The following is a 14,599-nucleotide window of genomic DNA, read 5'->3' as shown; positions in this document are numbered from 1 at the left end:
TTCACTCTCTATCTCACCAATGCCTTCCCAGGCGATTGAGGCCACTTGCTCATCTTCACCTGGGCTATGGCGGAAATTCAGCAGGCTGTTAAACAGCGGCAAGGGCGGCTGGACGCCACTGCAACGTTGGGCGACAGCCAGAGGTGCCTGCTCATGTTCCAGTAGTGCGGTTAACTGCTGATAAGTTTCCTGTACTGTTTGTTTAACGGTACGTGCCTGTAACTTAACGCGAATAGGTAAGGTATTGATAAACATCCCCAGCACTTCGGATGCACCAACCCCACCTTGTAACCGTCCCAACAGAACAGTGCCGAATACGACATCATTCCGTCCACTGCATCGAGCCAGCACCTGTGCCCAGGCCACATGAAACAGTACGGCGGCACTCATACCCGATTGACGGGCGCAATCCCGGAGATTTTGGGCGAGCTTGCTATCCAGAGTGAGAACATCTTCCTCTATTTCATTGAGACTGCCACCTTGTACATCAAGTAACCCAAATGGCAGAGTGGGTTCTTCCACATCTCCCAATAATTCGCGGAAATAGTTTTGGTGAACCTCCAACGGCACGTTGCGGATCTGCGCGATAAAGTTTCGGTAAGGCAGTGGTGTTGGTAAATTTTCACTTTCACCCAAAAGTAAGGTTTGTATTTCACTGAATATCATATCCAGTGATATGTGATCACAAACTAAGTGGTGATACAGCAAGGAGAGTAACCATTGATCGGAGGCTGGATCTTTGGCTATATGAGCAGCTAACAGTGGTGCTTTGGTTATATCCATCCGTATTGCACGGGGATCGGTAAGGCGGCGTAGCTGAGTTTCTGGGGGGGCCTCTGCCGATAGCGTGAGCTCAGTGATCGGCAGTGGTGCATAACGATAGACGATTTGTACTGGTTTAAGAAGCTCTTTCCAGTAAACGGCGCTGCGCAGAATATCGTGCCGGTCAATCACCTTCTGGAGGGCTTGCAAGAAAAGCTCCAACCGCGTTCGGCTGTCGAAGATCATCAGATGGTTGTCCAGATAGAGATCACCTTCTGTTTCCAGCAAATGGTGGAACAGGATGCCTTCCTGCAATGGCCCCAATGAGTAAATGTCCTGGATGTTGGAGATACCGTCTGTTACATGGGAAACAATCTGATCTATCTGGTCTTGGGTCAATTCCACCAGTGGCAGCATATCTGGCGTAATGACAGAGCTGTCTTCTCTAATCAGGTTAGGCGGTACGTCCTGTAGGGTTGTAGTCTGAGTGTTATTGTGACGAATTAGGGCGCTCATAGCCGCCAGTGTGGGGGCAGAGAAGACCGCGTTGACATCCAGAGACAAGTCGTGGAGGCGTAGTTGCTCAATCAAATTGACCACGAGCAGTGAATGCCCACCCAGTTCAAAGAAATTGTCTTGCCGCCCGACTTGTTCCACATTCAACAGGGATTGCCAGACTACGGCCAGTGTTTGTTCAGTTTCGCCTTGTGGAACTTCATATTCACGGTTGACGATAGCGCTCCGATCCGGCGCCGGTAGGGCTTTGCGATCCAGTTTACCGTTGGCGGACATTGGGAAAGCACCCAGCATAACAAAGGCACTGGGTAGCATATGTTCCATCAATCTGGTGCTCAGTTGCTTACGTAATTCAGCCGGACTCAGTGTCATGCCGGTTTCGGGGATCACATAAGCGATTAAACGTTTGTCACCGGTGTCTTCTTCACGGGCAATCACTACGGCATCGCTGACGCCTTCGCAAGCCGCCAGTTGCGCCTCAATTTCCCCTAATTCAATGCGGAAACCGCGTAGCTTGACCTGAAAATCATTGCGCCCTAAATATTCAATCGTGCCATTGGGCAGCCAGCGCCCCAGATCGCCGGTTTTATACATGCGGGCATCGGGCCGGGCGCTAAACGGATCTGCCACAAATTTCTCTGCGGTTAAATCGGGGCGATTGAGATAGCCACGGGCCACCCCTGCACCGGCAATATGGATTTCACCACTGACGCCAATGGGAACCGGCTGACTCTGGGTATCCAGAATATAAATGCGTGTATTGGGCAATGGATAACCAATCGGGATAACACCGTTGAGGTGCGATGAATTTTGATGATCCAATGTCAGCGTGGTGGCAATCACCGTGGTTTCCGTGGGACCATACGAGTTAATCCAGCGGCAGGATTGGGTTTCCGGATGAGACAGCCAACTGATTAAATGGCGGTACTCCGCTTTTTCACCGCCCACAATGAGGGTGTGCAGATGTGGGCTAAAGCCACTGCGTCCTGCCACCATCTCCTGTACCCAGTGGTGCCAGAAGGCCGTTGGCATATCGATAATGGTGATCTTCTGCTCACGCAGGAAGGTGACAAAAGTGATATCCGGTATCCGGATATGGGGCGGACGCAGAACCAGTGTTGCTCCCGATGCCAGGGTGGGGAAAATATCGGATACCGAGGTATCAAACGCCACGGTGGCAAATTGCAGGATACGATCCCCTAATTGTGGTTCACTGGTTTGGTGTTGGGCATGGATAAAATTCACCACATTGCGGTGTTCCAGCATCACACCTTTAGGCTGTCCGGTAGAGCCGGAGGTATAGATGATATAAGCCAGATGGTGCGGCTTAAGCCCCAATTGATCGGTATCGGGATTATGGGCTAGTTGTTTTGCCACGTTGTCCCGATTATGTTGATCATCCAGCAGCCAGACAGGGGTATCCTGTATTGGTAAACGGGTCTGTAGATGCTGTTGAGTCAGCAATAACACCGGCTTGCTGTCCGATAATTGGTGGGCCAGACGTTCGGCTGGGTATTCCGGATCGAGTGGAATGTAGCCGGCGCCGGCCTTAAGGATAGCGTACAGACCAATGATCATATCCAGACTGCGCTCAGCGCAGATTGCCACGCGATCATCGGGGCGCACGCCAGAAGCGATCAAATGGTGTGCCAGTTGGTTAGCGTGGCGGTTTAGCTCTGCATAACTCAGTTGGCTATCGCCAAACACTAACGCCGTGGCGTCAGGGGTTTGTTCCACCTGTTGTTCAAACAGTTGATGAATCAATAACGTTTGTGGGTATGGGAAGGCCGTATCATTGAAATCGTCTAACACTTGAGTGCGTTGGTATGGTTGCAATAGTGGTAAACTTTCCACTGGTTGCGAATCATCTTTAACCATCGCGGTCAGCAGGGTTTGCAGGTAACTGGCGATGCGTTCAACGCTGGCATGGTCAAACAGATCACTGGAATATTCCAGGCCACCCACTAAGCCATTTTCAGTATCATTTATCGAGAGGGACAGATCGAAATGCGAGCTGTTTTCGGCCAGATTGATTTCACTAATAGTGATATCCGGTAATGCTATATTCTGCTGTCCAGGGGTATTATCCACTGACATCATAACCTGAAAAATCGGACTGTAACTGAGGCTACGTGGTGGTTTGAGTACTTCCACCAACTGTTCGAATGGCAGATCCTGATGCGCGTAGGCATTCAGTGTATGGGCCCTAATCCTGGCTAGCAAAGCGCTGACCGTTGGATTGTCATCTATTTGAATTCGCAGAGCCAGTGTGTTAACAAAAAATCCAATTAACGGCTCTAATTCGCTATATTGCCGATTAGCGACAGGTGTGCCAATCACCAGATCTTTCTGCCCGCTAAGACGGGACAGCAAAGTTGCCCATCCCGCCATCAGGGTCATAAATAATGTTGTCCCGTGACGCTGGCAAAGGTTTCTTAATCCGGCACTCAGTTCCGGTGACAGAGTGATATCAACATACCCTCCGGCATAACTCTGTTTCTCTGGACGTGGCCTGTCTGTCGGTAGTTCCAAAAGTGCAGGAGCATCCTGTAACGCATCGCGCCAGAAATTCACCTGTTTTTCCAATAGTTCTCCCTGTAGCCACTCCCTTTGCCAAAGGGCATAGTCAGCATATTGGAGTGTCAACGCGGGCAAGGGATCACCCTGTCCTTCGCTGAACGCATGATAAAGCGTGGATAGCTCGTGCATCAGGATATTAAGAGACCAACCATCGGAAATAATATGATGCTGGGTTAATAGCAGGATATGTTCATTTTCAGCCAGTCGCAGCAAGCGTCCCCTGATTAGGGGACCTTGTGCGAAGTCAAATGGCTGGCTGGTTTCACGCTGGATTGTCTCTTCGATGATAGTTTGTTGCTCTTCCGCAGGCAGATGGCTGAGATCTTCCACTGCCAAAGAGAAGCCGCTATCTGGTTTACCAATAATTTGTAGGGCCTGGCCTTCGGCCATCTTGATGCCCTTGGCTCTCTTGATCGTAGTACGTAAAATTTCATGACGAGCAACAATTCTGTTTAATGCTGCTTGCAGGGCATCTAAATTCAGATAACCTTGCAGACGCAGACCACCTGGAATGTGGTATGCCGTTTGTGCTGCTGGATCTAACTGTGCCAGGAGCCATAAGCGTTGTTGTGCCCAGGATAGGGGAAGCGTTTGCTGATCAGCGTTTCTCGGTATAATTTGCCTTTTTTCTCCGATCTGCTTGTTTTCCCCAATCTGACTGTTTTTAATGCGTTCTTTAATTTTTTTCTGGAGTACCGCTTGTCTTAATTCAAGTAGGCTTAGTTCTTCGTTACTCATTTAATTAATTATCTCCATTTAACAGGGCACGCAGTTCATCTTCGGACAAGTTTTCCAATTCTTTTTGCAGCAATTCGATATCTTCTTGTGCGAAAAAGGTTTCAATCTGTCTTGATGCGATAAGCTCGGCGAGTTCAGAAAGTTCTGGATGGGTAAATATGTCTTGAATAGACACTTCAAGATGGAATGCATCACGCAATCTTGCCATTAACTGAATGATTGATAGGGAATTTCCACCCAGATCAAAGAAGCTGTCATGGCGTCCTATTTGTTCTAACCCCAATAAATTCTGTAGGATAGCGGCAATTTGCTGTTCGATTTCACTTTGGGGCGCTTCGTATTCACGGCTGGCGATGGCTGAACGATCTGGCGCTGGCAGTGCTTTGCGATCTAGTTTGCCGCTTCCGGTGAGCGGGAAGGTTTCCAGTACAACAAACGCGCCAGGCACCATATAGCTAGCCAGACGGTGATTCAGTTGTTCACGCAGACCATTGGCCTCTATTGTGAAACCGGATTGTGGAATGACATATGCCACTAGACGTTTGTCGCCGGTTTCTTCTTCACGGGCGATGACCACAGCATCTCTGACACCTTCACAGGCGGCCAGTTGTGCTTCAATTTCCCCCAGTTCAATGCGGAAGCCGCGTATCTTGACTTGAAAATCGTTGCGTCCCAGATACTCAATCATGCCGTTTGGCAACCAGCGTCCTAAGTCACCGGTTTTGTACATGCGCGCATTTGGCTGTGCGCTGAATGGCTCGGCAACAAATTTCTCCGCTGTCATCTCCGGCTTATTTAGATAACCCCGTGCGACACCTAAACCAGCAATGTGAATTTCACCACTGACACCAATAGGAACCGGTTGACCGAGGGTATCCAAAATATAGATACGGGTATTGGGCAATGGGCGACCAATCGGAATATTGTCATTGATATATGGAATTTGCTTGTTATCTATCGTCAGCGTTGTAGCAATAACAGTTGTTTCAGTCGGGCCATAGGAGTTAATCCAGCGGCAGGATTGCGTTTCCGAGTGAGACAACCAGCTCATTAGATGACGATGCTCCGCTTTCTCTCCACCCACAATAAGGGTGTGCAGATAGGGGCTGAAACCACTGCGACCCGCCATCATCTGCTGTACCCAGTGATGCCAGAAGGCCGTGGGCATATCCATGATGGTGATCTTCTGTTCGCGTAAGAAGGCGACAAATGTCGCATCCGGTACTCTGATATGAGGCGGGCAAAGAACCAATGTCGCACCGGATGCCAGGGTTGGAAAAATATCGGATACCGAAGTATCAAACGCCACGGTGGCAAATTGCAGAATACGATCACCCAATTGTGGTTGGCTGGTCTGGCGTTGAGCATGGATAAAGTTCACCACATTGCGGTGTTCCAGCATCACGCCTTTGGGTTGTCCAGTGGAACCGGAGGTATAGATGATATAGGCCAGATGGTGTGGTTGAAGCCCCATTTGACCAATATCGGGGTTATGAATAGGTTGTTGTGCTACCGCGTTACGATAGCCGTCATCATCCAACAATAGGGTTGGAATATCCTGTACCGGCAAACGTGCTTGCAAATGGCGTTGAGTCAACAACCAGGTGGGTTTACTGTCTGATAACTGATAAGTCAGTCGTTCTGTGGGGTACTCTGGATCAAGGGGAATATAACCTGCACCTGCTTTAAGGATGCCATACATGCCAATGATCATATCCAGACTGCGATCGGTACAGATAGCGATACGGTCATCGGGGCGTACGCCGGATGCAATCAGATGATGAGCCAGTTGATTGGCATGGTGATTCAGTTCGGCATAGCTCAATTGGCTTTCACCAGTCACCTGATTTTCACCAAACACTAATGCGGTGGCATCAGGTGTCCGTTCCACTTGCTGTTCAAACAATTGGTGAATTAAAACATCTGGCGTAAGATCGACGGCAGTATCGTTAAATGTTTCCAATACTTGAATGCGCTCTTCCGAGGACAGAATATCGAGCGATTCAATTTTCTGTTCCGGCGTGTGTTGCAGGGCTGCGATAGTTCCTCTTAACGCCATATCCATATAGGCGTTGATACGCGCCGGATTAATCTGCTGACTGCACTGTGCGGTGAGTGCAAATCCATCATCAAAGTCATCTACATCCAGTGACAGTGGATAGTTACTGCGTTCTTCACCTCTGAGTATCTGTACACCTTCCCATGCCAACGATGCAGATTGAGATGCATTACGTGGGCTATGGCGGAAATTCAGCAAGCTGTTAAACAATGGTAATGGTGCCTGGATGCCACTGCAACGCTGGGCAACGGCCAATGATGCTTGCTCGTGATCGAGCAATTCACTGAGTTGTTGATGGGTTTCCCGGACTGCCTGCTTAACTGTACGCTCCTGTAACCGAATGCGGATAGGCAAGGTATTGATAAACATACCCAGTACTTCGGAAGCACCGACTCCGCCCTGTAAGCGTCCCAGTAGGACCGTGCCAAACACCACATCGCTTCGCCCACTGCATCGGGCTAATACTTGCGCCCATGCGACATGGAACAGCACTGCGGCACTCATGCCGAGTTGGCGGGCACAGTTACGCAAGGTGTGGGCGAGTTCGCTATCCAATGTGACGGTATTTTCTACGATTTTATTGCGGTTTGTTTCTTTTAGATCGTTTTCTTTGAGGTTGTTGCCTTGTACATCGAGTAATCCAAAGGGCAAAGTAGGTTCTTCAACATCCCCAAGTTGCTTGCGGAAATAGGCTTGATGGACTTCCTGCGGCACACTACGGGTCTGGGCGATAAAATTACGATAAGGCAGGGGAACCGGAAGGCTGTCGCTTTCTCCCAAGATCAGCGTATTAATCTCATTGAAGATCATGCTTAATGAGATGTGATCGCAAACTAAATGGTGGTGCAATAAGGAGAGCAGCCACTGTCCAGATTCAGGATCTTGAGCAATATGTGCCGTTAGAAGTGGTGCTTTAGTGATCTCCATTCGCACCGTGTGTGGATCAGTGAGATGGCGTAATTGCGCTTCTGTTAACAACGTGTGTTCAATAATCGGCAGCGGTGCATGACGATAGACAATCTGAACAGGTTCTGGCAATTCTTGCCAATGCACAGCACTGCGCAGGATATCGTGCCGATCAATGACTTGTTGAAGTATCTGTAAGAAAGTATCTAAACGTGTTCGGCTATCAAACGCCATAAGCTGATTGTCCAGATAGATATCGCCTTCGGTTTGCAACAAATGGTGGAACAGGATACCTGCCTGTAATGGCCCCAGTGGGTAGATATCCTGAATATTGGCAACACCTCCAGGAACGAGATTGACAATCTCCTCGATTTGGTTTTGTGTTAACTCCACCAGAGGCAGCATGTTTGGGGTAATCATCTGGCTGTCTTCATGGATCAGGTTTGGTGGAACCATCAATTCTGTGACACCTTGAGCGGTTTTTTGATTTAAACGAGCGCTCATGGTTGCCAATGTTGGTGCAGAGAAGACCGTACTAACATCAAGGAGTAGGTCATGCTGGCGTAATTCCTCGATCAGATTGACTACCAGTAAAGAGTGCCCACCCAGTTCAAAGAAATTGTCATGGCGTCCCACTTGCTCCAAGCCAAGCAGGGATTGCCAAACTGCGGCCAGGGTTTGTTCAGTTTTTCCTTGCGGCGCTTCGTATTTGCGACTGACTATGGCAGAGCTATCCGGTGCGGGCAGGGCTTTGCGATCCAGCTTGCCATTGGTGGTCAGCGGAAAAGAATCCAGTATGACAAAGGCACTGGGGAGCATGTGTTCCATCAAACCGGAACTCAATTGCTCACGCAGGCAGGCGGGGTTGAGTGTGACTCCCGATTGTGGAATGAGGTAAGCAACCAGGCGTTTATCACCGGTTTCTTCTTCACGGGCGATCACTACAGCATCCATGACACCTTCACAAGCAACCAGTCTGGTTTCAATTTCTCCCAGCTCAATGCGAAAGCCACGGATCTTGACCTGAAAATCATTGCGTCCCAGATATTCAATCATGCCGTTGGGCAACCAGCGTCCCAAATCCCCCGTTTTATACATACGGGTATCTGCTTGTTCGCTAAACGGATCAGGAATAAATTTCTCTGCCGACACATCGGGGCGGTTCAGATAACCACGGGCAACACCGTCACCGGCAATATGGATTTCTCCACTTACCCCAATGGGAACTGGCTGTCCCTGTCCATCCAGAATATAAATGCGGGTATTGGGTAGTGGATAACCAATCGGGATAATATTTTCGAGGTACGGTAGATTTTGGTTGTCCAGTTTTAGAGTTGTGGCAATAACGGTGGTCTCCGTCGGACCATAGGAGTTGATCCAGCGGCAGGATTGGGTTTCTGGACTGGACAGCCAATTCATTAAATGGCGGTATTCCGCTTTTTCACCACCTACAATAAGGGTGTGCAGATAAGGGCTGAAACCACTGCGGCCTGCCACCATCTCCTGTACCCAGTGGTGCCAAAAAGCAGTCGGCATATCCATAATGGTGATCTTCTGCTCACGCAGGAACGAGACAAACGCGATATCCGGTATGCGGATATGTGGCGGGCGCAGAACCAGTGTCGCGCCGGATGCCAGGGTCGGGAAAATATCTGATACCGATGTATCAAATGCCACGGTGGCAAATTGCAGGATACGATCCCCCGATTTGGGTTTGCTGGTTTGGCATTGGGCATGGATAAAGTTCACTACATTGCGGTGTTCCAGCATGACGCCTTTGGGCTGACCGGTGGAACCGGAGGTATAGATGATATAGGCCAGATGGTGTGGTTGGAGACCCATTTTCTGGGCATCAGGGTTGTGGCCGGATTGTTGTGCCACCGCGTTACGGTGGTTGTCATCATCCAGCAGCAAGACGGGTATGCCTTGTATCGGTAAATGTGCCTGTAGATGGCGCTGGGTCAGCAATAAAACAGGTTGGCTGTCTGACAACTGATAGGCCAGCCGTTCTGTGGGATATTCCGGATCAAGCGGAATATAACCGGCACCTGCCTTTAGGATAGCGTACATGCCGATGATCATATCCAGACTACGCTCAACACAGATTGCGATGCGATCATCAGGGCGCACACCGGATGCCATCAGATAATGAGCTAACTGGTTGGCGTGGTGATTCAGTTCGGTATAACTCAATATGTTTTCACCGAATATCAACGCAGTGGCATTCGGTGTCTGCGTGACTTGGTGTTCGAACAGTGAGTGGATCAACCTATCTTGCGGATAGGCCTGAGCGGTATTGTTGAAATCTACCAATAATTGCTTGCGTTGTTGTGGTTGCAGTAACGGTAAATCTTGTACACGTAGAGAATCATCAGCAACCATCGCTGCTAACAGAGTTTGCAGGTAGCTTGCGAGTCGTTCAATGCTGGCACGATCAAACAGATCACTGGCATATTCCAATTCACAGACCAACCCATTATCGGTATCGTTCATGGAAAGTGACAGATCGAAATGAGTGCTTTTTCGGGTTAACGGCAGTTCATCTATCACTAAATCGGGTAATTCAAGGGATTGTTGTATTGGCGTGTTATCCAGCGCGAGCATGACCTGAAATATCGGGCTATAACTCAAGCTACGTGGCGGTTGCAATGCTTCGACCAATTGCTCAAAGGGTAAGTCTTGGTGTACATAGGCTGCCAGTGCATGGGCTTTGACTTGTGCCAATAATGAGCTAACGGTGGGGTTATCTTCCAGTTTCACCCTGAGCGCTAGCGTATTGGCAAAGAAACCGATCAACGGTTCTAATTCACTGTGCTGTCGGTTAGCGATAGGCGTTCCAATAACAATGTCTTGTTGACCACTGATGCGGGCAAGCAAGATTGACCATGCAGTGAATAAGGTCATAAATAGTGTGGAACTATGGCGCTGGCTCAATGCTTTTAAGCTGTCACTTAATGCAGGTGGAAGGGTGAATGCCACTTGATCCCCACGGTAGCTCTGAACCGCAGGACGTGCTCTGTCTGTCGGCAATTCCAGTAACGCAGGGGCGCCTTGCAGTGCTTCTCGCCAGAAATTGACCTGTTTTTCCAGCACCTTACCTTGTAGCCATTGCCGCTGCCAGAGAGCATAATCAGCATATTGCACTGTCAGTGCAGGCAGTGGATCGTCTTGTCCCTGAATGAAAGCACGGTAGAGGGTGGTCAATTCATATATCAGGATGTTTAATGACCAGCCATCCGAAATCATGTGGTGCTGGGTCAACAACAGAACATGTTCATCATTGGTGAGTTTCAGTAATTGCCCGCGAATTAATGGCTCCAGAGCAAAATCAAAGGGATGGTCAGTTTCAAATTGAGCGGTTGCATCAATAGCAGCCCGTTTTTCTGCCTCATCTGATTGACTGAGATCTTTAATGGTCAAATTGAAGCCACAATTTGCATTGGCAATCACTTGCTGGGCTGTACCATCCTCCATTTTGATAGTTGTGCGCAGAATTTCATGGCGGGCAACGATCCTGTCCAGAGCTGCTTGCAGGGCATTCAGGTTTAGCTCTCCTTTCAGACGCAATCCGCCAGAGATGTGATATGCCGTCTGGGCGGCAGGATCCAACTGTGCCAAGAACCACAGGCGTTGTTGTGCCCAAGAGAGGGGCAGAACTTGTTGCCGGTCGGCGGGTAATATCACCGGTTGTGTAGAATGCTGTGCTGGCTGATTGGCTGTATCCAGTGAGTGTGCCAAATCTGACAAAATTGGATGGGTGAAGAGATCTTGCAAGTCCACTTGGCTGTTGAAAACTTGGCGTAAGCGGGTAGCCATTTGTACCGTCAGTAAAGAGTGGCCACCCAACTCAAAGAAATTGTCATGACGTCCCACTTGCTCCAGCCCAAGCAGAGATTGCCAGACTTCCGCCAGTTTCTGCTCAATTTCCCCTTGAGGGGTCTCGTATTTACGGCTGGCGATTGCCGTATGATCTGGTGCAGGCAGGGCCTTGCGATCTAATTTACCGCTACCGGTCAGAGGAAATGCATCCAGTATGACAAATGCACTGGGGATCATGTGTTCCATCAGATGGATGCTTAATTGTTTACGCAGGTGGGAAGGTGTAAGCGTAACACCAGGTTGTGGTATCAGGTAGGCGACCAGACGCTTGTCGCCAGCCGTCTCTTCACGGGCAATGACCACAACATCTTTGACTCCGTCGCAGGCTGCCAATTGCGCTTCGATTTCGCCCAATTCAATACGGAAGCCACGCAGTTTGACCTGAAAATCATTGCGCCCTAAATATTCAATGTTGCCGTCTGGCTGCCAGCGTCCCAGATCACCGCTTTTATACAGGCGAGCATCAGGTTCTTTGCTGAATGGATCGGGGACGAAACGTTCTGCTGTCAGTTCTGGTTGGTTCAAGTAACCACGAGCAACACCGGCACCGCCAATATAAATCTCCCCACTAACCCCGATGGGAGCAGGTTGTCCGAAGGGATCGAGAATATAAATACGCGAATTAGCATTGGGGCGACCAATGGGAATGTTGTTGACAATTTCGTTGGAAGAGCCACCATTTAGTATCAGTGAAGTGACGATAACGGTGGTTTCAGTTGGGCCATAGGTGTTGATCCAACGACAAGATTGCGTTTCTGGCAATGATTGCCAATCTACCCAATAGCGGTATTCCGCTTTCTCACCACCAACAATAACCGTATGCAGGTAAGGGCTGAAACCTGTACGATCGGCTTTCATCTCCTGTACCCATTGATGCCAGAACGCAGTCGGCACATCCATGATGGTAATCTTCTGCTGCTGTAAAAAGTCAATAAATTCCGTATCCGGCACACGGATATGGGCAGGGCGCAGGACTAAAGTTGCGCCCGCAGCCAGTGTCGGAAAAATATCCGATACGGAGGTATCAAATGCCATAGTCGCAAATTGCAGAATGCGATCCCCTGGTTGGGGTTGGCTGATTTGATGTTGAGCATGAATAAAATTGACAACATTGCGGTGTTCCAGCATCACACCTTTAGGCACTCCGGTCGAACCGGAGGTATAGATAATATAGGCCAGATGATGTGGCAGAAGCCCTAACTGGCTGGCATCAGGATTATGGATTGGCTGTTGTGCCACAATATTTAGATAATTTTCATCATCCAGTAACCAGACCGGAACCTCCGTCAGCGGTAAACTCGCCTGTAAATGTTTTTCGGTCAGCAATAACGTTGGGGTGCTGTCTGATAACTGATAAGCCAGCCGTTCGGCAGGATATTCTGGATCGAATGGAACGTAACCTGCCCCTGCTTTGAGAATGCCCAACATGCCAATGATCATATCCGGGCTGCGCCCGACACACAGTGCCACGCGGTCATCTGGGCGTATACCAAAGGTAATCAGTCTGTGGGCCAGTTGGTTGGCGCGTTGGTTCAACTCTGTATAACTCAGTTGCGTATTTTGATACACCAAGGCAATAGCATCAGGCATCGACTCTGCGTGTTGTTCAAATAGCTGGTGGATCAATTTGTCTTGTGGGTAGGTGAGGGTAGTGTCATTAAAATCCACCAACAATTGTTGGCGCTGTTGGGGGATTATCAGTGGTAGTTCAGCCACGCGCTGGCTATCATCAGCCACCATTGCCGCCAGCAACGTGTTTAAGTGACTTAGCATACGTTCAATCGTAGTGTGATCGAACAGATCACGGGCATATTCCAGATCACCCACTAACCCATTTTCTGTTTCATCCAGGGTTAATGTCAGGTCAAAGTAAGAACTATCCCTGATTAATGGCCGCTCATTCAATACCAATCCCGGCAGCTCGAAATGCCGTTGTCCCGGTGTATTATTGGTTGCCAGCATAACCTGAAAAATTGGGCTATGACTTAGGCTGCGCGGAGGTTGTAAGATCTCGACCAATTGTTCGAAGGGCAGGTCTTGATGGGCAAATGCATTGATTGCTTGTTTTTTCACTTGTGCCAGGAGTTCACTGACACTGGGGTTATCGTGTAATTGCACGCGTAATGCCAATGTATTGGCAAAAAAGCCGATTAAAGGCGCTAATTCAGGTTGTTGACGATTAGCAATGGGAGTGCCAATTACAATATCATCCTGACCACTGAGGCGGTTGAGCAATATAGCCCATCCAGCCAATAACGTCATAAAGAAGGTTGTTCCGTGACGTTGGCTGAGTGTTTTTAAACCTGCCTGCAATGCGGGAGGCAGAGCAATATTGACGCGTCCGCCGAGATAACTTTGCTTTGCAGGACGCGGACGGTCGGTGGGTAATTCCAGAAGTGCGGGAGCACCTTGCAGGGTGTTACGCCAGAATTCGACCTGTTTTGCCAGCACTTCTCCCTGTAGCCCATTTTTCTGCCAGAGAACATAATCAGCATACTGAATTGTCAGGGCTGGCATCGGGTCAGGCTGTCCTTGACAGAATGCGTGATAAAGTGTGGACAGTTCTTGCATAAAGATACTGACTGACCAGCCATCAGAGATGATATGGTGCTGAGTTAACAGCAGGATATGCTGTTCTTCTGCCAGTTTTAGCAAGCGTCCCCGTGCTAATGGGCCGTTAACAAAATCAAAGGGGTGATTTGCCTCAAGATAGGCCACTCTTTCAATTGCCGCTTGTTGTTCTGACGCAGTTCTGTGTTCTGAATAGTGCTGGCTGAAATCTTCTTGTAGCAGGGGAAAACCGCAATCTGCATCATGAATGATTTGTTGTGCTTCACCTTCTACCGTCACGATGGTAGTACGTAAAATTTCATGGCGCGCCACAATATGATCCAAGGCTGCTTGCAAGGCATTCAGATTCAGTTTTCCTTTTAGGTTTAACCCCGCTGACATATGGTATGCCGTTTGTGCAGCAGGATCTAATTGAGCAAGGAACCATAAGCGTTGTTGTGTCCAGGATAAAGGCACACCGTTATCACGCGACTGAGCCGTGATTGTTGTTTTTTGCGTCGATTGGCGGGTTAGTTTTGCTGATGTGGCTAACTCAAGTAGTCTTCTGCGTTCCGCTAATGGTAGAGATGAAAGCTCGTTATTATTCAT

The 14,599-nt window shown here is 49.1% G+C and carries 2 protein-coding genes; both read right to left on the bottom strand.

Features of this window, described 5'->3' with window-relative positions; genetic code table 11:
• Nucleotides 1–4,596 (bottom strand): non-ribosomal peptide synthetase (locus Xets_RS04405; protein WP_187651215.1); only part of this gene is annotated, 4,596 nt, incomplete at its 3' end.
• Between the two features lie 4 nt (nucleotides 4,597–4,600).
• Nucleotides 4,601–14,599: a non-ribosomal peptide synthetase gene (locus tag Xets_RS04400; RefSeq protein ID WP_187651214.1), complete on the bottom strand. Its 9,999-nt coding sequence runs from the start codon at nucleotides 14,597–14,599 to the stop codon at nucleotides 4,601–4,603.

The sequence above is a fragment of the Xenorhabdus sp. TS4 genome (assembly GCF_014467265.1).
Classification (GTDB): domain Bacteria; phylum Pseudomonadota; class Gammaproteobacteria; order Enterobacterales; family Enterobacteriaceae; genus Xenorhabdus; species Xenorhabdus ehlersii.
Note: the sequence above shows the minus strand (reverse complement) of the source record. Positions and strands in the feature narration are given on the sequence as shown.

What these genes read in the sequence shown, in the direction of transcription:
- Xets_RS04400 (WP_187651214.1), bottom strand. Translation starts at nt 14,599, where the DNA reads ATGAATAATAACGAGCTTTCATCTCTACCATTAGCGGAACGCAGAAGA.